Source organism: Marinobacter salarius, assembly GCF_032922745.1.
Classification (GTDB): domain Bacteria; phylum Pseudomonadota; class Gammaproteobacteria; order Pseudomonadales; family Oleiphilaceae; genus Marinobacter.
Map to the genome: position 1 here is coordinate 3,270,760 of NZ_CP136693.1, position 21,059 is coordinate 3,291,818.

General features: G+C 54.0%; 20 protein-coding genes. 19 read left to right on the plus strand and 1 reads right to left on the minus strand.

Annotated elements, in window-relative coordinates:
* The 19 genes from R1T46_RS15095 to R1T46_RS15185 all read left to right on the plus strand — a co-directional run bounded on the left by R1T46_RS15095 (position 1) and on the right by R1T46_RS15185 (position 20,068).
* The gene (locus R1T46_RS15095) at positions 1 to 1,272 is read left to right on the plus strand and encodes a hypothetical protein (protein WP_317305995.1); all 1,272 of its coding nucleotides are present in this window, start codon (positions 1 to 3) and stop codon (positions 1,270 to 1,272) included.
* A gap of 93 nt (positions 1,273 to 1,365) precedes the next feature.
* Positions 1,366 to 1,602 carry a type II toxin-antitoxin system Phd/YefM family antitoxin gene (locus tag R1T46_RS15100; RefSeq protein ID WP_041333254.1) on the plus strand — a complete coding sequence of 79 codons (237 nt, stop codon included), beginning with the start codon at positions 1,366 to 1,368 and terminating at the stop codon, positions 1,600 to 1,602.
* The gene (locus R1T46_RS15105; protein WP_317305997.1) at positions 1,602 to 2,036 is read left to right on the plus strand and encodes a type II toxin-antitoxin system VapC family toxin; all 435 of its coding nucleotides are present in this window, start codon (positions 1,602 to 1,604) and stop codon (positions 2,034 to 2,036) included. The genes R1T46_RS15100 and R1T46_RS15105 overlap by 1 nt, the downstream gene beginning before the upstream one ends.
* Positions 2,037 to 2,041: 5 nt before the next feature.
* Positions 2,042 to 3,316, plus strand: coding sequence for a hypothetical protein (locus R1T46_RS15110; protein WP_317305998.1), 1,275 nt, complete (start codon positions 2,042 to 2,044; stop codon positions 3,314 to 3,316).
* Positions 3,309 to 3,902: a condensin complex protein MksE gene (locus R1T46_RS15115; RefSeq protein ID WP_091848202.1), complete on the plus strand. Its 594-nt coding sequence runs from the start codon at positions 3,309 to 3,311 to the stop codon at positions 3,900 to 3,902. The genes R1T46_RS15110 and R1T46_RS15115 overlap by 8 nt, the downstream gene beginning before the upstream one ends.
* Positions 3,899 to 6,670: a hypothetical protein gene (locus R1T46_RS15120; protein WP_317305999.1), complete on the plus strand. Its 2,772-nt coding sequence runs from the start codon at positions 3,899 to 3,901 to the stop codon at positions 6,668 to 6,670. Before R1T46_RS15115 ends, R1T46_RS15120 begins: the two co-directional genes overlap by 4 nt.
* 34 nt (positions 6,671 to 6,704) lie before the next feature.
* Positions 6,705 to 7,562, plus strand: coding sequence for a hypothetical protein (locus tag R1T46_RS15125; protein WP_317306000.1), 858 nt, complete (start codon positions 6,705 to 6,707; stop codon positions 7,560 to 7,562).
* A 328-nt stretch (positions 7,563 to 7,890) separates the two neighbouring features.
* Entirely contained in the window at positions 7,891 to 9,210 is a 1,320-nt protein-coding gene (locus R1T46_RS15130) for a tyrosine-type recombinase/integrase (RefSeq protein WP_317306001.1), read from the plus strand.
* A 3-nt stretch (positions 9,211 to 9,213) separates the two neighbouring features.
* Positions 9,214 to 10,221 carry a hypothetical protein gene (locus R1T46_RS15135; RefSeq protein ID WP_317306002.1) on the plus strand — a complete coding sequence of 336 codons (1,008 nt, stop codon included), beginning with the start codon at positions 9,214 to 9,216 and terminating at the stop codon, positions 10,219 to 10,221.
* A 100-nt stretch (positions 10,222 to 10,321) separates the two neighbouring features.
* Positions 10,322 to 10,513 (plus strand): helix-turn-helix transcriptional regulator, encoded by a 192-nt coding sequence (locus R1T46_RS15140; protein WP_317306003.1) that lies wholly within the window; start codon positions 10,322 to 10,324, stop codon positions 10,511 to 10,513.
* Positions 10,510 to 10,728, plus strand: a complete 219-nt coding sequence (locus R1T46_RS15145) for a hypothetical protein (protein ID WP_317306004.1) — start codon at positions 10,510 to 10,512, stop codon at positions 10,726 to 10,728. The genes R1T46_RS15140 and R1T46_RS15145 overlap by 4 nt, the downstream gene beginning before the upstream one ends.
* Positions 10,729 to 10,730: 2 nt before the next feature.
* Positions 10,731 to 11,804, plus strand: coding sequence for a toprim domain-containing protein (locus R1T46_RS15150; protein WP_317306005.1), 1,074 nt, complete (start codon positions 10,731 to 10,733; stop codon positions 11,802 to 11,804).
* Complete coding sequence (locus R1T46_RS15155; protein ID WP_317306006.1) at positions 11,801 to 13,687, plus strand: DUF927 domain-containing protein; 1,887 nt, start codon at positions 11,801 to 11,803, stop codon at positions 13,685 to 13,687. The genes R1T46_RS15150 and R1T46_RS15155 overlap by 4 nt, the downstream gene beginning before the upstream one ends.
* A 595-nt stretch (positions 13,688 to 14,282) precedes the next feature.
* Positions 14,283 to 15,296: a hypothetical protein gene (locus tag R1T46_RS15160; protein ID WP_317306007.1), complete on the plus strand. Its 1,014-nt coding sequence runs from the start codon at positions 14,283 to 14,285 to the stop codon at positions 15,294 to 15,296.
* Between the two features lie 125 nt (positions 15,297 to 15,421).
* Positions 15,422 to 15,655, plus strand: a complete 234-nt coding sequence (locus tag R1T46_RS15165; RefSeq protein ID WP_317306008.1) for a hypothetical protein — start codon at positions 15,422 to 15,424, stop codon at positions 15,653 to 15,655.
* 709 nt (positions 15,656 to 16,364) lie between these two features.
* Positions 16,365 to 16,580 carry a hypothetical protein gene (locus tag R1T46_RS15170; protein ID WP_317306009.1) on the plus strand — a complete coding sequence of 72 codons (216 nt, stop codon included), beginning with the start codon at positions 16,365 to 16,367 and terminating at the stop codon, positions 16,578 to 16,580.
* 5 nt (positions 16,581 to 16,585) lie between these two features.
* Positions 16,586 to 16,774: a hypothetical protein gene (locus tag R1T46_RS15175; protein WP_317306010.1), complete on the plus strand. Its 189-nt coding sequence runs from the start codon at positions 16,586 to 16,588 to the stop codon at positions 16,772 to 16,774.
* A gap of 42 nt (positions 16,775 to 16,816) precedes the next feature.
* The gene (locus R1T46_RS15180) at positions 16,817 to 19,579 is read left to right on the plus strand and encodes a phage tail tape measure protein (protein ID WP_317306011.1); all 2,763 of its coding nucleotides are present in this window, start codon (positions 16,817 to 16,819) and stop codon (positions 19,577 to 19,579) included.
* 228 nt (positions 19,580 to 19,807) lie between these two features.
* Complete coding sequence (locus R1T46_RS15185) at positions 19,808 to 20,068, plus strand: hypothetical protein (protein WP_317306012.1); 261 nt, start codon at positions 19,808 to 19,810, stop codon at positions 20,066 to 20,068.
* Between the two features lie 75 nt (positions 20,069 to 20,143).
* On the opposite strand, the gene R1T46_RS15190 is transcribed toward R1T46_RS15185, so the two are convergent.
* A complete protein-coding gene (locus R1T46_RS15190; protein WP_317306013.1) occupies positions 20,144 to 21,016 on the minus strand; it encodes a hypothetical protein in 873 nt (290 codons plus the stop codon).
* Between the last annotated feature and the right edge of the window lie 43 nt (positions 21,017 to 21,059).

The following is a 21,059-nucleotide window of genomic DNA, read 5'->3' on the forward strand; positions in this document are numbered from 1 at the left end:
ATGGCACCAAGATACCGCTCTGAAAAACACTCATCGCTGCACAGATACCCTGGCCTCTATCAGAGCGAGGACGGTGTCTACTTCGTTATCCATCCCATTACGAAAAAACGCGGCACCCTGGACACCAAGGACAGGAATCAAGCGATCCGACTGTGGTCAATGCTTAACCACAGATGGGAGGCCGAAGTCCAAGAACGGAAAACCAACGCTCTAGCGGGAAAATTGGATAGCCTCTCGATACCAGCAAGCAAGGGGGATCACATCCTTCTCCAGGACTACCTGAAGAAATGGAGAACGGAGGTCCTCGGTCATCAAATAAAGGGCAAGAGCATAGTTTGGTCAGAGTGCCGAGTCCTATCCCTACGAGGACCAAATAAAGGCGCCCCTATCGCTAAACCAACCCGAGTTGATTACGCGAGTGATGCCCGGCAATTGGAGCAGAGCGACGACGCAAAATTCCCACTTTCTGATCCGCAAATCCTTCGCAAGATTCGCAAACTGCTTTCCCCATGGCTGCCGATGCCGACCCATTACAACGGTCTCAAAAACACGTTGAACCGGGTGTTCCTCCATGCGGTTCAGGAAGGTCTCATTGACCGAAATCCGATGATCGATATACGTAAAGCCGCCGAAGAAAAACGCCAAGTTCTCATCCCTGATGAGGCCTACCGGAAGATAACTGAACACCTGTGCGTCCATCGTCATAACAAGCGAGATATGGACGGCACGTGGCGTGCGAAGATTTGCGATCTCATTTACATGATGAGTCAGCAGCCAATTGACGTTTTCAATTTGAAGGAAAACCAAGGTGAGCTCTATGACAAACCCATCGATCGCGGGGACTATTTCGCCTACGGAGTGATCCGCTTTGCTCGCCACAAAACTAAAATCGGCATCGAACTCGAGATGAACGAGGATCTTGCCGATCTGTGGAAGTGGTTTGTGGAGTTCAAGCGGAAGGAGGCCATCATAAGCGAATACCTCCTAGTATACCCACGCTACTTCGATAAGCGCTCCCGAGCTCAACAAGTAAAACACAGAACTATGCAGGCCGCCTGGCGAGATGCCTGCAAGGCAGCAGGCTATGGAGGCATGTACCACCTCAGAGACCTCCGCAAGAAAGGACTGACCGAAGAATTCCTGAGCCAAGGAGAAAACGACAAAGGCGGACATGAAACGCAGGCCATGCGGAATCATTATCGGTTGATCAAGCCGCCTAAGCGGGCGAGGACAACGATCAGATTTGAGCGGGAACAGAAACTTTCTGAGTGAGTTAGATAAAACCGAAAAATCTCCAACGGACCTGATTGCTATAGAACTTCTACTGAGAGTACACTCATTGTGTACACGGATAGGGTGAGAATTATGCAAACGATCAATGTTCGAGAAACTCGGGAAAAGCTCTCAAATCTTCTGGACGCTGTGGCCGCAGGAGAAGAGGTTGTAATTCTGCGTCACGGTAAACCTGCTGCACGCCTAACCGCGGCCTTGCCCGAAAAGATTCAGTTTCCAAACCGTTCGGAACTCAGGGCATCTCTGCCCCCCGTCCGGGAAAGCTCTGCTCAGGCGGTGCGGGAACTCAGAGACGAAGAGCGCTATTAATGTTGTACTTTGATACCAGCGCCGTTCTCCCCTACTACCGACAAGAGCACGCCAGCGATCGTGTTCAGGTATTGCTTGAATCACAGACCGAGCCGGTTCTTATCAGTCATCTGACTGAAGTTGAGGTGGTAAGCGCACTGGCCCGGTGGGTTCGGATGGGAGAGCTCAGCGAACCCCAGGCGAACCGGATCGAAAGTGCATTCCACGATGATGTCAGCCATGGGCGCTTCAGCCTGTGCCCCATTGAAACGGCCCACTATAAACGGGCCAGCCACTGGATTGGCGCCAGGAAGACAAGCTTGAGAACGTTGGATGCACTTCATTTGGCATGCGCAGAACATCACCAGGCTCAACTTATCAGTGAGGATGAAGCGTTGGTGAACGCGGCGGTTTTCTTTGGCATCGACGCCCGCCTTGCTTCGAAGGGCGACTAAACACCATGGCTAGCCCAAAACACCTCACTCGAACACTTTATGAGCAATGGGAAACTGTCGAGGCACTGGTTCGGGCCACCCGGGAGATGCCGGCGTTCTCCGAGGAACAGGTTCTTTCTGCCATTCGCCAGGCTCAACCGGCCCTGGACGACGTTCAAGTCAGGGAGGCCCTACGTAGGCTTTTTGGAAGTGGCGTAATGGAGACTCAAAGCCGCTCTGAAAGCTTCGTGGTCAATGCCCATGTACTTGAGTTTGTCCGTGGCCTGACGTATGAACACGAACTAGGACTGTCATCAGTCATTCAGGCGCGCATCGAAGCAATTCGTGGCGCGACAGAGACCCTCACCGCGGGTATCGAAGCCGGAGATACCGGTCAGCAGACTCAAGCCATTAACCAACTATCTACCCTGTTCAGAGATATTGCCCGCCAGCTCGAGCAGGACCGCCATGCGATTGCCGAGCTGGCCGAGCAAGCAAAATCAGCAGACACCCGGGCTCCCATTGCAAAACGCTACAAGTCCGTCCTCGACGCGTACGACCAATATGTAGAACCGATGAACGAGATGATGGATTCCGGACCTTCCGGCATTTTCTACCATCACCTCGCCGCAGCGGAAGACGCCCTCGACCTCGGATACAATCGCCTGAATACCAAAGGCGCACTCTACAGCCACCTCAACCGTCTCCGGCACGTTGGTTATCAGGCCAAGGAACTGCGACGACTGGGGCGAATCACGGCTCAGCAATGTGCTGAAATTCTGTTGCCCCTCCGAGAAGAGGCGCGCCAACACAACAATCTTTCCTCAGCTATCAGCCGGTTGTTGGGACAGGTTCGCAAAAAAGGGCTCAACCGCACCTTTCGCAAACGCCAGGATCAGTCTTGGCTGCCGGTGTGGCGCGTGAATCAAAGCCGCAGTGTGTCTGTAGGCGACGAAATAAAAACAATCATGGCGGAAGCGAGGAACTTTGAGCCTTCTGAACGGGAGTTCCCGGGCGAAGTCGATGCGGCACCCATAACCATTGCTGAGTGGATTGACGAAGAACAGCTCCGGCAACAGTTGTTAAAGGACCTCCCGGTCGGCAACCTTTTGGAGTGGCTGAAGCACCACTACCCCTCCCTGCCTGACCAGGTTCTTCTGCGGCTCTATCATGACCTGGCACGAGAGGACCTATGGGAGATGGAGCTGGAAGCGCAGCCTACAATATCCGCCCTTTCCCTGATTTCAGTGCACTACTGGCCCTACCGTCTGACACAACCGGTGAATAAAACTCGTGAGTAATACCAGCCAATTCCAACAAATCGCTAGCAACCTGCCAAACCTGGCCCATCTTTTTCGGTGGTTCAACCGGGGCCGGCATCTCAACCGGATCTCAGAACCAGTATTGTGGGAAGAGCTTGAACGCAACCTCGACGATTATGTGGCCATTTTTACCGCACTGGGTTTTGACCTTCGCCTTGATGGCCGGGGCTTCGCCTGGTTCCATCAGGACGACGGCAGCAGCAATACAAACAAAGCCACCCGGCAACTGGCCCTGTTGTTCATGGTCATCTTTGATACTCAAGCGGATGCCGGCATTCCGCTGATGAAATTCGAGCATTGGCGAATCGATCAAACCCTGCTGACAACGGTTTTCGAGCAACACCAGGACTTGCTGAAGGCAGAAGAGCTGGATCTGTCCGGCCTGGCGAGCCTGATGAGAACCGCAGAAAACTTCGGCTTTGCCCGTTACGATAGCGGAGCCTGGCAGCTGTTGCCTGCTGTGTGTCGTTACCTGGATCATTACGAAGAACTGGCCAGCCAGGTGGATCAGGATGAAGATGTTTCCTGGGCTAGCGATCAGGATGACGAGGATAATTCCCTATGAGTTCCGATTACGGCTTCCAGCAGCTGGTACTTCTCAACAGCGCCGGCTATGAGCGCGCAGAGCTCCCTCTGGATGAGTCAGTTTCTCTCATTGCCCCCAACAATACTGGCAAGACCAGCCTGATTAATGCCCTGCAATATCTGCTGATTATCGACAAGCGGCACCTGGATTTTGGTGCCCACGACAAAGACAAAGCGAGACGTTTCTACTTCCCATCCAATAGCAGCTATATCCTGCTAGAAGTCACTTTACCTGAAGCTGGCTCTGTGGTGCTGGGGTCTGTGGGCAAGGGCTTTAGTCATGACTACGCCTATTTTGCCTATCGGGGCCCTCTGAAAATTGAGGAGTACAGGCTGGCCAATGGCAAGCTGGTGACGCAGCCACAGCTGTTGGAGCAGCTGGCTCATCACGGGCGAACGGCCAATTTCTACTCATCGACTGAGTTTGCCGAAATGGTCTACGGCGGTGCCCGAAAGCGGGGACAGTCCAGCTCCGAATTTACCATTTTCCGGCTAGAGAACCGCAAGGATGCAAACGCCTACCGTCAGGTTCTTACCCGCACCCTACGTCTCGACAAACTCAGTTCCGGCGAAGTAAAACGCCACCTACTGCAGATCTTCAGCCGTCTGTTGCCGGACTCCGTGGTGGATTTCAAACAGGAATGGGATAAGGCTTTTGCCGAGGTGAACCAGGATCGGGAACAATACCGGGCCGCCAAAAACCAGCAAACTCAGATTGACGACCTGGAACGCCAGCAGGACGAACGACTCACCACCAGAGGCCGAATCATTGCCCGCCGACCGCTCATCGACGATGGCCTGCAACGCTGGCAGAACCATTACCAGAAAGAAAGCGAAAGCCTCCAGCATCAGCATGGGAAATTGCACAAGCAGGAAGCAGAATTGCTTCAGAGGGACAGGGAGCAGACCCGCCGCCAGAGTGAGCTCAATCAGCAGTTGGAGGCACTGAACAAGGACGAGCAGCGCCGTGACGAACTGGAGAACCGGTTCGCGCTGGTCAATGACCGCAGCCAGCTTGAGCAGCAACTTGCTAGTGCCACCGCAGAACGCGACCGTCAGATTGCTTTACTCGCCAATGCCCATGGGCAGTCTGCGACCGCCACTGATCATCAATTGCGGCGGGAGGAGCAGGAGCTATCAGCACTGCGCAAGGAACAGGAAACACTCTCGGACAATCTTTATCTCACACTTAAACAGCACCTCTCCGAAGAGCAGATCAGTATTCTCAACCGAGGGCTCAACCGCCAACTGCTTACCTTGCCGCCTGGGGACTATCAACTGGATTCGGGCCAGCTGCGCCAATGGCTGCAGGAAATGCGCGAAGATCGGTTTCAACTACCCGGGCTGAATCTGTCTGTTGAACACCAAGCGCCGCAGTATGAACAGCGATCAGACGAAGAGATTGCCCAACTGATTGAGGATTGCCAAGACCGGCACCGGCAATTGCAGGAACAAAAGGCCGCCACCGAAGAATTGGACACTCAGAAGAAGCGCAAGGTAGAACTGGAGCAGGAAGTAAAACGCCTGGAAAAGGACCTGGAACAGTTTGACGAACTGGCTCAACTTCAGAAATCGCGCCCGGATCGCCTGAAAGCAATGGAGGCAACCAATCAAGAGCTGGCAGAGATAGAGCACGTTCAGAAACAGGCGGGTGCCCAGCAACAGACGCTCAGGGAGCAGATCCAGGAAGTCGCCAAGCAGCGGCAAGCACTGGATACCGCTCACCAGGAGATAGATCGTATCCGCCAGAACCGTGGCGACACCGACGAGCAGTTCAACTGGCTTGCTGACCTGCCCTATACCCCCTGGGTTGGCGACCCGGAGCTACCGCTCGACCAACTGGCGCAAACGCTGCGTAACTATCAGCAGGACTGCTATCAGTTAAAAGAACTGGACCGGGATCTGCAGCACCGACGCATCACGCTGCATAGCGGTGGCCTGACGAAATTCCAGTATGCCCCCAACCCGGAAGAGGAAATCCGGTTGATGGTAGAGTTCCGCCATCATCTGGCCCGAGAGGCAGAAGCCCTGGAAAAGAAAGCCCGCAGTGCCGTGGTCACTGTGACGGCCAGCCTCAGGGATCTTCGGGACAACCTGCAGTCATTCGAAAACGCCATGCATGAATTCAACCGTCTGATCAGCCGCAGGAAACTGTCGGATCTCAAGGTCTTCCGCATTCAGCCGGTTCACGAGAATCACCTTGTCGAAGCGATCGACTTGTTGATCCAAACGGCAGAAAAAGTGGAGTCTGGCGAATCCTTCGAGCTCTTCAACCAATCCAGCGTACTGGACGACCGACAGCTGGACCAAGCCCGCCAGTTACTGATCGACGAAGGTAGCGCTCGACAAGGGCTGAAGGTTTCCGATTTGTTTCGCCTCACTTTCGAGCTGGGCAAAGAAAACCAGGACGTAGAAAGCTTTGACGACATCGACAGCGCAGCTTCCAACGGTACCGTGCTCATGGCCAAGTTGGTGACCGGCCTGGCCATGCTCCACCTGATGCAGGATAAGAGCCGTAATGTTCAAGCCCTTTGCTACCTGGACGAAGCCCTGGCGCTGGATGCTGCAAACCAGAGAAGTTTGATCAAAACCGCTTCCGAATTCGGATTCGCTCTTATGTTCGCTTCCCCTTCACCGTTGATTACCGCTCATTACTGCGTCCCTATCCAACAGTTGAGCAACGGAAAAAACCACATCAGCCGCAAGCACTGGCAGATTCTGCAGCCGCTTGAAGCTGTCGAGGTATGAGCTTTCATCAATGAACAGGTCACTCAGAGAAGCATTGATTAAACTTGAGGATTCCGATGGAGAATGTCTTGGATCACGGTTCACCCCCTCACAGAAGCGCGTTCTTGAGGAGTTTCTCGGCAGAACCGCATGTGTCACCAAGCTGCGTCGGGGCAATGGCTTCGTTTATCGCGTCAGCAACTCACCGGTTTTTGAGCAACACCTTCGGGAGTTGCGGCCCGATGTAAATTCAGCCAACCAGGCGGATCCAGTTCGGGCACAAAACCTCGCGCTTACCCGGTCCACCAAAGGTCGAAAGAGTTCACACGCAGCTTCTTACCGACTACTGAAGGCAACAATACCGGGCGTAATCTGGAATCGTGATGGAGAGTTGCTCGACCTATGGCAGCTGACATCCATCGCCGGCGCCCTCGCCATCGATATCAGCCAGAATGAAACGCCTCTGGCCACCGACAGCCCCTTGTGGCTGGTGGAGAACCAGGGGTTGCTGGATGACACCAGCTGGGTGCCCGAAGACTTGCACGGATCTGTACTCTATTATCAGGGCCAGCTCAGTGAACGACTGATAGAGTGGCTATGCGGGAAAAAACGAAGTCCACGGATTCTCATGTTTCCAGACTACGATGGCGTCGGACTAGAGAACTATGCCCGCCTGCGCAAAGCGCTGGGTGAGGACGCCGAACTATGGCTAATGCCTGACTGGAAACGCAAACTGGAGCGCTATGGCAATTCTGAGGTATGGCGAAATAATCTTAAATATGTAGCCAATGCCGAGGAAAGTTTAAATTTGGATCAGGAACCGGATGAGGTGCTGGAGCTGATTGAGGCGCTTAAGCTGAGCGGTAAGGCGTTAGAGCAAGAGGCTGTGTTTTTGGTCACAACAGACAACTAATCACGCTTGCTCAAGATGCCCTGCTCATTCACTTGTCCGCTCTTATGCCACGGATTGAAGCGGATAATATTTTGGGTTTAATTTGGATATTTTTTGGGTGAGAAAATCAACTAAATGCGAGCATAGTAATTTGTTGATTTTAAAGGGTAAAAATGGAGGCGCGGGTCTCTGCCTTTCAGATGTACCACAGAATAACACGCTGTACCAAAAACCCTTGTTTATCCTGAGCTTTTCCTAATCCCTTGTAACAGACTGTAGTATACAGTAGCATCCAGATTCAAGTTCTTTGTTGTTTTTATGTTGGATCAACTTCTGGAGCTACAGGCCAGTGCCAAAAAAATCGAAGCCACTTTCCGCCAAGCAGGTGGAGCATCTAAAAACGCCTGGGCTGCATAATGTAGGCGGAGCTGATGGACTCTATCTCAAGGTCTCAGACACTGGCGCCCGCGCCTGGGTGTTCAGATACGCGACCCCCGAAGTACGAATATCGAAAACCGGCAAACCATTCCGGGCTCGCCGTGATTTGGGATTGGGCGGATACCCGGATATCGGATTGGCCGAAGCCAGACAGGCTGCCCGCGAATATCGGAACCGGATCAAAAATTATGGTGAAGACCCTGCCGAACAACGACGAACGGCAAAGAGAGAATGGGCTGACAGTCTCCGCAAGAATGTGACTTTCGAGCAGGCCGCCCGCCAGGCTTTCGCAAAAAAGGCGCCGGAATTCCGGAGCAAGAAACACCGGGACCAGTGGATCAGTAGACTTGAGCATTACGCTTTTCCAAAGCTTGGGCACCTGCCAGTGGCCGAAATCGACGTTAACCACGTTCTCGATATCCTCCGCCCCATCTGGCACACCAAAACGGAAACAGCGACACGAGTGCGCCAGAGGGTTGAATCAGTTTTAACCTGGGCAAAGGTTTCAGGCCTTCGAGAAGGTGACAACCCTGCCGAGTGGAAAGGAAACCTTAAGGAACTGCTGCCAGATCCCAACAAGCTGAAGAAGCCGCAACACTTCCCTGCTCTGCCCTATAAACGGATTCCCGATTTCTTTACCGCGGTTCGTGCCCGAGATGGGTTTTCCGCTCGTGCACTCGAGTTCGTCATTCTCACCGCTGCCAGATCCGGTGAAGTGCGCGGGGCCACCTGGGATGAAATCGACCTGAAAGCGGCCACCTGGAAGATACCAGCCGACCGAATGAAGAACGCGAAAGCGCATACCGTTCCACTGACCGGGACCGCTGTTGAGCTGCTGAAAGCACTGCCGAAACTTGAAGGCAATAACTATGTGTTCCCTGCCATCCGGGGAGGACAAATGTCTGACATGTCACTGACCCAAATGGTCCGCCGGATGAACAACGACAACGAAAAGCCATGGATCGATCCAGCGACCGGGCGAAACATCACTGTTCACGGGTTGCGAAGCACCTTCAAAGATTGGTGCCGGGAAAGGACCGCCTACGCAGATGAGGTCAGCGAATTGCAGCTTGCACATATCAACGACGACAAAACCCGCGCCGCCTATGCCCGCTCAGAGCTGATTGATAAGCGCCGGCTGCTTATGGCGGATTGGGAGAAGTTCTGCCTGTACGGAGAGATCGAAACGAACACCGGCAAGGTGATATCGATTGGCGAGGGGAAGAACTAAATCATGGCGAGGCTCAAGCAGAAAGAATGGATGACCCTCAAGCAGGCCGCGCAGTATCTTAAGGATGTGGCGGATGAGGCATCGATCACAGAGCTAGACTTAATCCAATATGCAATCGAAGGAAATTTAGTTCTCTCGCTGCATTGCTTCAGCTACACGCTGCCTGCAATGCCTGGCAGATTAGTCCCTCCGTCCGAGGGTGCAGTCACGCTATGCAGAACCTCTGAGGTGGTGCAATTTTGCGACGTAGAAACCCGTCAAGTATTGAACACTGGTAATACGCATCATCTGCGGAATGTTGACCTCCCTTCTAATATACAGGACGCCGCTCGGGCCATATTGCTCGGCCGTGAATTGACGGCAGACAACCAGAGCGCACTGGATGAAATCAACAAACTATTCCCAGATAAGCTGCAAGGTGATTGGTCCTTTGACTTTGTGGGAACTCGATTTCCTTGGCTTCGTTCGGAGGTTATTTTTGAGCCCTCGGAGCCAGAAACAATTATTTCAAATACCTGGGATATTGCGAGCTTTGGCCACGGAAAATTTATGCTTGAGATGACCTGGCAACGAGCGCAAGACAATTTAGAAGAGAATATCACCTCGCTGGAAGCATTCCTTGATGGGACGCTGTATCTCATACACAAGGACGGCGTGCACTGCGCCGAGGTTCACGATGCCGCACGGGCAATTTCGGATGATTGCACTCTATGCGTCAGGCCAGAGAACTTGGAAAGCCTCTTTGAGGAAGCGCCATCAGAGGCCGAGAGTTCATATTCCAGGCCGCCGTCAATATCGGAATTGCAAAAAGAAGCAATCCTGGCAACGCTCAAAAACCATTTAAACCTCGATCCGCTGAACTTGCCGTTTCGGAAGTCGGGGCGTAATCCCGGGCCCAAAGCCGAGTGTTGGAGTATTTTAAAATCGAACAAAAAGTTATTCACCTATGAATCCTTTAAGACTGCCTGGAAAAATATGAGGGCAGCTGGAGAAATAAAAGGGGGCAATTAATGTGGGGAAGTTTCCCCCATTACCCATATTGAAAGCACCCACATAATCCCCCTGACACTGCTCATGCGTTCAACAACCCCTGTATCAGGAAGGTTTAACCATGAGCAAGCAATCCCTCCGCTATGTATCGGATAAGCAACTATCCGAACGCCTTGAAGTAAGCCGCCAGACAGTTTGGCGCTGGGTCAGAGAAGGCAACCTGCCATCCCCAATAAAGCTGGGCTCAAATTGCACCCGCTGGAAACTCTCAGACATTGAGAACTGGGAAGCCAGCAAGGTAGGTGCAGCATGAGAGCACCCCAGCCACAGAAGCGCAGCCCCGGCTGGTTCTTCCGCAACAACCATCAGTTTCTCGCCCTCAGCCAGGTTCCCCAGGCGCTCAACGTAACCGCTTCTGAAATCACCGATGCCGTGTCACGCGGAGAAATTCAGATCGAGAGGATAAACGGCTGCAAGGCCGTGGCACTGGATGAGCTGTTTCGGTACATCGAAAAGAAGGCGGGCTGAATATGGTCGATCAGAGAGAGGCCCCCGCTGGCAGCGATCCAGTCGAGGGCCCAAGGCTACACCGTGAACAACCAGAGCCAGAATACCTTACTGCTGGTCAAAAAGTAATCCATCCATATGCCGGGAAAAAGAAAGGCCCGCGGGCAGATCGTCCAACTGACGGATATTCACAACGACTGGACGCTATCCGTGCCGGCCTGCTTGAGGCAGGTATCCAGCCGGCAAACATGGACGCCCTCCTATCAAGCCTACCTGATGCCGAAAGCAAGCCGTTTCGGTTTCGCACCGCTAATAAACACAACAGCAAAAACGGCTATCTGATTGCCTACTTTGACCGTGGCCTGCCTGCTGTCGTAATTGCGGGAGACTGGGCTACCGGCGCAGAAATGAAATGGATAGCCGGCAGTGCTGACACCATGACCCCAGCTGAACGGCGAGAGCTTAAACGCCGGATGGCAGAAGTCAGAAAGGCCAGAGAGGAAGAGCAGGCTGAGCAATGGGAAGCCAGAGCGGCCGCAGCCGCCAGCCGCTGGCATTCCTGCAACCAGGCAGCCCCCGAGCACCCCTATCTGATCCGGAAACGCATACAGCCCCATAGGGCGCGCCAACAAGGTAGAGAGCTTGTCTTGCTGTTGGTGGATTTCAACGGCAAGGCCTGGAGTCTGCAGACCATAGGCGAGGCCGGGAATAAACGCCTGATGGCCGGTGGCAAAAAGACCGGCAATTTCATTGTCGTTAATGGCCCCGAATACCCTTCCCGCGTGCTGATCTGTGAAGGCTGGTCCACTGGCTGCACTCTGGCAGAGATTGATCCTGCCGCTCTAGTTCTGGCTGCCGTGGATTGCGGGAACCTCAAGGCCGTGGCAACCGGCGCCCGCAACCGCTGGCCTGATGCCGACCTGATTATCTGCGGAGATGATGACCGCAAAACCCCGGGCAACCCGGGAGCAACTGCCGCCCGCTCTGCAGCGCTCGCTGCCGGTGCGCGCTTCGCTCTGCCCGAGTGGCCCGCAACCGCTCCCCTGGACCTATCCGACTTCAACGATCTCGCAAACTGGCGGAAGGGGGCAGCATGAGCAAAAACAACACGGCAACAGAGTTTTCAGAGGTAACCGAGGTAACCGGGGTAACCTCCCTGTCTCCCAAGGCTTCTGGCGGTAACCCCGCTGAAAATCCTGAGGTAACTGAGGTAACTATTACCCCGGAAAACCCGCTGACAACGCCCCCTAAGGACCCGCAGGAACCAGAGATAAACCGCCCCTGCTTTATGACCCACAACGATTGGTTCGCCGTGAACGGTGAGAGGCATAGGCCGGGTCTGTACTGGCACAGCTGGAACAAAGCCTATGGTGATAATGAACCGGAACCCGTGGACACATGGGTAAGCAGCCCCATTCATGCAATCGCACTCACACAGGACGAGCACGGAAGCAATCACGGCCTACTTCTGCGGTTTTGCGATCCGTCCGGCAAGTGGAAGGAATGGGCCGCACCTTTGCACCTGCTCAAAGGCAGCGGGGAAGAATTGCGGGGAGAGCTGCTCAGCAATGGGCTCAGATATAACCTTCAAGCTCAGCGGTTGCTACTGCAATGGATGATGAGCCAATACCCGAAGCGCTGGATCATTGCGGCAACTACTACCGGCTGGAGCCCTCAGGCTGATGCCTTTGTTCTTCCTGGCGGAACGATCGGAAACACAGAAATTCGTTTCCAGTCGGAGCACGCCGCCCACGATGCCTATATGCAGCGCGGCACCCTGGAAGGCTGGCGAGAAAACGTATCAAAACGATGCGAGGGAAATCTACTCCTAGTTTTGGCGGTATCGGTCGCCGTTACCGGACCCTTGATTCTTAAGGCGCGCCAGCAGCACACCGGTGGCGCCGGCCTTCACTGTAAAGGGGATTCATCCAAGGGCAAGACAACCTTGCTCCAAGTCGCTGCCAGTGTCTGGGGAGGGCCTGATTTTGTTTCCTCCTGGCGAGGAACAGGAAATGGCCAGGAAGCTACATTCGCAGCCAGAAACGACACTTTCCATGCGCTCGATGAAATCAGCGAGAGCAATTCGAAAGAAATCGGCTCGATTGTCTATGCCCTGGCAAATGGGCACGGGAAACAGAGGGCGGCCCGAACAGGCGGTGCCCGACTATCTGCCCGCTGGCGGATCATGGCCCTCTCCAGTGGTGAACGAAGCCTCTCTGCTCACATGAGTGAGTCAGGACAGCGGGTGAAAGCTGGCCAGGAAGCCCGTCTGCTCGATATTCCTGGAACCAATCGGCGCCACGGCGCTTTCGATGAACTCCACGGCTTTGGGAATGGCAGCCAGTTCTCAAACGCGCTCAAGGAAAGTACCAGTAAGGACTACGGTCTTGCGGGCCCTGAATTCGTGGCTCGACTTGTCGACGATGAGGACGACTTGCCTGGCCTCTACGCAAAGACATGCAACCTGCCCGGCTTCACTGGCTCCGATGGTGTTGAATCACGCGCCGGTGGAATCTTTGCTCTGATTGCGATGGCCGGAGAAAAGGCAACCGAATACCAGATTACAGGATGGGCAGAGGGTGAAGCGCTCAATGCAGCGATGTGGGCCTTCAATGAGTGGCGATCCTTCCGGGGCCAGGGCAGCACAGAACACCGGCAGATTCTGAACGGGATACGCGACTTTATCGCCAGGCATGGCGACAGCCGTTTTTCAGAACGTAGGCCGAGCACGGATAGCGCCCCGCCCGTCAGAGATCGTGCCGGTTACTGGGAAGAGTCCGATGATGGTCGAATCTATTACTTCAACGGTCCAGGCCTGCAGGAAGCTGGCAACGGGCATGATATGCCGCGAATTCTGGAAGCCGTGGAATCCGCTGGCTGGATCGTGGAGCGGGACGGCAGAAAACGCTCAAAACGCAAAAAGGTCTCTGGCCAAGTTGTCGCGCTCTACGCACTTCGCCCGGAGGATCCAGAGTCATGAGTTATGCCGACCTCCTGAAATCATTCGCGGTGCCCACGGTTACCCCGGTTACCCACAGCTCAGGCTCTGAGGTAACCAAAAAAAGTCTCGTAAATCAATCGAGTAACCCGAGTTACCCCAGTTACCCCGAAAAACCTACAAGGTCAGCGAATAAAACCAAGACGGCAAAAGCTGATGCTTTGCTGCTGGAGATAGCGCTGACCCTCGAGTTCAGCCTCACCCGCTTGCGGGCCCTGCTGTCTGATGACAGGCCAGAGCCTGCCAGATCGCCGGAGAACCGCCCGAGGCACGTTGATCTGATGAAGGCATGGAAGCCTGCCCATGACGCACTGATAAACCACCTGATGGCCTGCCCTACCTGTTATGCACCACTGAGCCGGTATTGCCCGGAAGGATCAGGACTTCGCCAGGCCTATGTGGGCGCCTGCCCTTCAATAGCACCGCCCAGAATTCGCAACCCTTCAATCCACAACCGCCGGAGGTGATAAACCCCTGAACCAAGCAATGAAAACCGCCTGATGCCCTAACCGGCATGGGCGCAAAACCCTGAAACCATGAATCGAGAGCGCCACACCCAGCGCCAGGAGAACACCGAATGAACATCAAGCAAATGATCAAGAAAGCCATGAATTTGAACACCGCTTACAGTCTGGCAGCCCGAACAAGCGAGCTTCAGAGACTCATCGAAGAAAAGGGGCCGGAACTGAGTCAGCGGCAAAGCGAGCTGACCCAGATCAACAACAGGATTGGCTACATCCAGAACGAGCTCGATAAAGAAGACGCTCCCAAGGTAGCCGGTGAAGTCCGTTATGGCCGGATGACCAAGCAGGAAAGGCTGCAGAAAGATGCTGCACTTCGGGAACTGGATAAAGATAGGCAGGCAGCTGAAGTCATCTTCGCACCCCTGCAGAAAGAAATGGACGACATGACTGCAGAGCTCAACAAGCTGCAAACCAATCCACCGAAGGCAGAGCTTCAGGATCTGGTCATTGCTAAACGGGAACTGGAGGGACTGGAAGGACAGATCCGCCAGCTTGAAGAAGCCGCTGAGCGGGCCTCAAAAAGTCCAATGGAAGACCAGATCTCCGAGCTGAGGGAAAAGATTGATCTGCTCTCAGCTGACCGCGACATGATGGCCGCTGATGCGGATATGGGAAAGGCCACACCGGCAGACCTGAAGAAGGTGACCACGGATCTCAACAAGCTGAAAAAACTGCTTGAGGATCTGGAGGAAACGGCGAACCTCTCAGAATCCACTCAACGCGGTTACCAACGTCACCTGGACAGCCTCAAGGATCAACACGCCGATGCTGAGCGCGGTTATCGGACAATGATCAGCCTTTACGCCCGGGGCATCTATCAGGACGGTCTGGATCAGCTCAGGGAAGCAGCTGGCAGGATGGAACGCGCCATTGCCGACATCACCACTGCATCGAACCTTGCTGCTCAACAGGGCGATGGTGAAAGCCTGGCCAGCTCTCACATCCAGTTGACGATCAACGCGGATGGAATTAATGAATTCGAGAGGGTCAGCATCGAGGCCGGTGCCGAACTGGTGAGCGAACGCATCGACCAGATTATGAACGGCATTCAGGATCAGGCTGCATAACCGATTTATTCCGAAATCAGGAGGACCGTAATACCCACCAGGGCAGGCGAGAAAATCCCCCTGCCTTGGTGCTCAAATCGGCGGCCTCTCCACTGCACCACCAAACTACCGAGAGCGACAGAACCATGAATATGAACCAGTTTACCGAAAGTCACCCAGGCCACCCGCTGAGTAATGCCTATGGCCTGATGAGCGGATCTCAAACCAACGCTGAGAAGAGAGATTTCTTCCTGATGGCCAGAGCGATGATCCAATTGCTGAAATACCAGGGCCAGCTGACCGAAAGCGAGGCGGCCAGCCTTTTCGATGATATTGATTGCCAGGCTGCAGGCGGTAGATCCACTAGAAGCTTGCAGTGACCGTGATCGCCTGAATGGCAGGTTGCTGGTCTGACTCTGAACGAGAGGGGCCAGCGATTTTCTGCAACATGAAGATTGCGAATCCCGGACACTACCGCCCCCGCATTGCTGGGCTACCGGCCAACAGCCACCACCGCAGGAGATTGAATCAACCAATGCAGCAACTTCAGAAGTTAATTGTTGCCGAAACTGGCCTTAAAACGGTCTGTCAGCTTTCCGGTGAAATCACTCGAGCAAAGCACCGAAAGCCGCTGACAAGATTTCACGCGTCGGTTGCAGGATCTCAACAGAGAATCGGTGGCGCTTGTCTATGTGCGGCAAATCGGGGGGCCCCTGGAGGTCCGGCCAGCCCGCGGGGCCGGAGCAACCACGCGGAAAACGGAAAATTTTTGGGCGTGCATGACGCCTCACCAGTTGGGTTTTATTAAGCCCGAAAAATCATACAGTTAAATCTGATCGTTCTGGTTATAAAAGGCGCAGGTTGAATTGCGGCAACGAAAAGCTCGATGACCTTGCGGGCAGCCTCAATCCAACAGCAGGCATCATGGCAGGCCAAGCCAACAACTCACTTTCTTTCCCCCAAAAATCTGGGATTGCCCTTATGATTCAATTGTAAGCAGGTACTGCTACAAATACACCGTTTAATGGCATTTTATGCCTATATATGGTTAAATTACTGTATATTAAAACAGGGGTGAGGGAGTTCGAGATGTCATCACAGCCGGAAGATATTTTCACCTGGAGAACTAAAGAGCTGAAGCGCTGGTGGCGCGAGGGTGATCCTGGCGAAACCGAATCCTTCGACGACTCAAACCGCGACATTCGAGAAACGGCGCCCGGGAATGCTGGAGCCAGCTCAAGCCAGGGCAGCATCCAGCCAAACCTGCACAGGGTTTATCGTCAACTCAACGGGATGCAGAGGTGATCACCATGCCCAGACCTAAAGGCGGCCAGAACATCCGGCCAAGCAAATCCGCAATCCTCGGTTACTACAAGATCCTGAGAGATGCGGCAAACAGTGGCGACGTAAACGCAGCTGCAAAGCTGATCGAGCTGGACCACTTGACCAGTCAGAGCCCGCGCCCTATGCAATTTCAAATGACGAGGGACTCCCAGTGATCCAAGCCCTCGCCACCAACAACCTTTCAGAGGAAGCGCTCAATGGCTGATACATCGAAAACTGTTGAAATCATCTTTGGTGGCGTCGACAAAACCGGCAACGCTATCAGCTCAGTCGGCAAGAACCTGGACGGCCTGACGAACCGCGTAGGCGACCTGACCGGGCCCCTGGCCAACATCACCGACAGCATTGTGAAGCTGGACGCAGCCCTTGCCGCTGCCGCCGTGGGCGTGACCGCCTACGCCATCAAGATATCGGACGACTTTGATACAGCCTTTGGCGAGATTGCCACCCTGATCGGGCAGCCTGCTGACAACCTCCGTGATTTTCAGGATCAGATCCTGTCCTACTCCGAGACTTCGACTGCATCTCTGGATCAAATAACCAACGCCACATACAGCGCGATCTCAGCCGGCACTGACTACAAAGATTCGCTTGAGCTTCTTGCCGCCGCTGAACAGCTTTCCATTGCCGGCCGCGCAGACCTTGGCGATACCACTACGGCCCTGGTCAGCACCATGAACGCTTTCGGTGCATCGGCGGATGAAGCCGGAGATTACGCCGATAACTTCTTTACTGCCGTTCAGCTTGGCCAAACAACTATTCCAGAGCTCGCTTCCTCAATGGGCCGGTTGTCGCCTATCGCAGCTGCCGCCGGACTGAGCTTTGAAGAAATGGCCGCAGCCATTGCGACCATCACCGCAGAAACCGGCACCAGTACGCCAGAGGCTATCACTGGTATTCGGGCTGCAATTACTGCGCTACTCAAGCCGACTAGTGAGGCTCGGGATGTGGCCGCCGAGCTTGGCATTGAGTTCAACGCAGCAGCCCTCGAAAGCAAAGGCTTCGCAGGAGTGCTGGCAGATGTTATGGAAGCCACGGGCGGAAACACGGAAGTCATCGCGCAGCTGTTCGGCTCCGTTGAGGCCCTGGCTCCAGTGCTTGCTCTAGGCGGTAATGCGGCTGAAAAGTTTGCCGAAAACCTTATCAAGTTCACACAGAACACCGGATCGGCAAAAACTGCCTCTGAAGAGCTGGTAGATACCCTGGGGCTTCTTGGTCAGACCCTGGTCAACAACCTTGAATCAGCACTCATCGGCGTAGGTGGCCGGCTCACAGACGAAACACGCAGCATCGTCACCTCCCTGACCAGCATATTCAATTCCCTGGGCAACGAGATAAAACTCGATAACGGCGCCTTCTCGCCAATCCTGGACGCCCTGGAAGGCCTTGCCGGGGATATTGACAGGAAGATGCAGACCATCGCGGAAAACTTCCCTGAAGCACTGGCAAACCTCGATCTGAGCCAGCTACTGGCATCCTTTGGAGACCTCAGCGACGAACTCGGGAATGCCTTCACCAACGTCTTTGGTGATATCGACCTGGACACCGTAGAGGGGCTGGAGCAGGCCCTTCAGCGGGTCGTGGATGCCTTCACCGCTTTGGTGAACATTTCGGCAGGGATCGTGGATGGCCTCCAGCCACTGTTTCAGGCAATCGGCAAGGGTATCGAGGAATTCGAGGATCTGGACGAATCGACCAAACGAAATGTTGGGGAGCTGCTCGGGCTGTCAAAGGCCATTGATACGGTTCTGCCTGCCCTTAGCGCCCTTGGTGGTGGTCTGGATTCAGTCGGTACAGGTCTCACGGCGCTGGCCGGCGCCCAAGGCTTCAAGGCCCTGCTGGGCAACCTGAACAGCGTTAAGGCAATCGCAAAATCAGCAGGCAAAGGTGGGCTGGTCGGTGCGGCCCTGGCTGGTGGTTACGGTGTTGGCCTACTGATTAACGAATTCGTCATAGATCCAATGGAAAAAGCCTTCGGTACGTCCATCGGCTCCTGGCTCTATGAGCAGTTCAACGCTGATGAGATTGAGAAGATCAAAGAGCAGCTGAAGCCTCTGACTGAGGAAGAAAAGAAACTCGCCAAACAAACTGGCGAGCTCCGGGATTTAAACGACCGGCTGGCCGAAAAGCTGGAAAAGACGGCTACTGCCACCGAAGACACCCAGAAGGCCTGGCAAGATTACGCCAACGAGCTTGTAAATGCCGCCAACAAGCAGAATAAGCTGAACGACGCCATCGACGGCACCGATAGCAATCTGGCCCGCTCAGGTAACGCCATCGACCAGCTTACCGACAAAGCCAGCAAAAATGGAGACGCTCTCGGAGAGGTTGGCAGAACCACGAAAGAGCTGGCCGATAATAACGAAACCTTAACCCTTGGCTACGACAAAGCGACGGGCAAGGTGAACAGCTGGTCAGGTGCCATTATCAAGTCCGGCAAATCCGTAAGCGATGCCGCAACCAAGACTCAAGACCTCGTCACCAATACAGAGAGCTACCGCCTCGAACTCGAAAAGATCGACAGCAACGAGCGGATCAAAATGATTGAGGCTTCGGTATCACTCGACATTGCCGAGGTGGAAGCGAACGCGGATAAGGTCGTGGCGCTGGCTGAGTCCATCACGGAAGCTTTTGGAGATTCAACCAGCCTGATTGGCGACCTGTTCGGCGGCTTCGATGAAGCCAGCCGGTCAACCCAGCTGGACATTGCCTCCCAGATCCGAAAGGAGAACAAGTTCCGAGAGGAAGCGCTTGAAATGCAGCAAAAGTTGACCAAGGCTGAAATTGACTACATCAAGGCCAAAACCAAACAAGCCAACTCCGGTGACGCCTTGGTGAAGGTGGACGGCTCAGGGCTTCAGCCTCATCTGGAAGCCTTTATGTTCGAGATCTTGAGTGCAATTCAGGTTCGCGTAAATGCGGACGGTGAAGAAATGCTCCTCGGTCTCAGGGACTTATAAACCCTGCTCGACTTCTTTCTGGTGCGCGGTGTAAAAATGGGCTCTGGCACATGGCCCCAACAATGTGCCCACGGCAGCAACGCGCTGCAGTCCGTCCGGCGCGGGGGCTGGTGAAGGCTGGAACACCCGACAAAAAAATCAGCTACCGCTTATTCCTCTGGTGGGTAGATGTTGGCAGATCATCCTTAAAAAACTGCCACCTTTTCTTACAAGCCAGCGAGGCGCACTATGACAAGCGAAGAATTTGCAGAACGATTTCAGAAACATCCCCTGGGCTGGAGTTTTCAGAACATGGAAACCGCCGATACCCAAACCCTCCTTGAGAATGTAGTTCTCATGGCAAAAGGCATGTTGTTTCTGATGGAGTTTCAAAAAGACATCACCAAAGAAGAGCACGAATTTCTCATGCAAGCGCTTCAGGGCAACGCGCAGCGGAACGAAAAGCGAATTGAGAAAACCAACAGTCCCGGCACGAAGACGCGGCAATAGCTACCACGGAGGGGTACGGTTGTTAACTGAAACGCCCCTCCTGCTGCTTGAGTTCACGGGCCCCTCAGCCAATCGCTAAATGCTCAGAATCTCAGCGTACTGGCCCATATCGCCTATCTCAACGAAGAAGGGTTCCAATTCCATCAAAGGTTTTTCTGGTACCCAGAGAAAACGGTATTCGTTCTGATAGGCATATCGGAAATGCTTGGTAAGGAAAACATTAACCTCCCCTGAGAAATGGTTCAGCGGATCAATGTAATCTACGTGAGATGCAAAGCCTCGAAAGTCCGGCTTAATCCGTCTTACCCTGGAGAGGAGCCGCTTCGTAAACTCCCGGGGCTCATTGATTACAATACAACTATCTGCTTCAAAATCATCAAATTCCCTATAAGTGTAATTTGCAGCAAAGCAGCTCACGTAATAGTTAGTTTTACTTTCAAAGCTGACCTCTACATTTCCAAAGGTCGGAATCTCTTCGCCATTCATATCCTCTGCTTTAACATCTCCAGGTCTGATTTTTATTGAAAAGCTCAGCTCTTCATCTTTTATGGCGGGGTTCAGCGACGGGTCACTGTAATAGCTTGCAGGGGCAATACGAATGCGACCACGCTTCAGCATTGGCTCCAAGTGTTCTCTCTTGCCAAACTTGTAGAGTCGACCCGGGCGGATTCCACCGATACTGTCGATAGCCCTTTTCGCAAGCGGTTCATCGGGGTGAGAGGGCTCAACCATGGCCGTTCCTTTGACAAACCCGTTCGTGAAGCCATTTGGGTACGGACCATATCGAAGAACAAATTCTTCCAGCGTATGAGTCCATAATCGCATCCAATACTCCCCTCCCTCAGCGAAGGCCCGAAGACCGATCTGGCCCTTTGCAGAGAGAAAGGTCATGTTCCCCATAACGTCACAGGCACGTGCTTCGAGCTCATCCTGGGAGAGAAACTCCAAATAGCGATCCCGTCTGTAGGACAGCCGCCAAAATTCGTTTCTT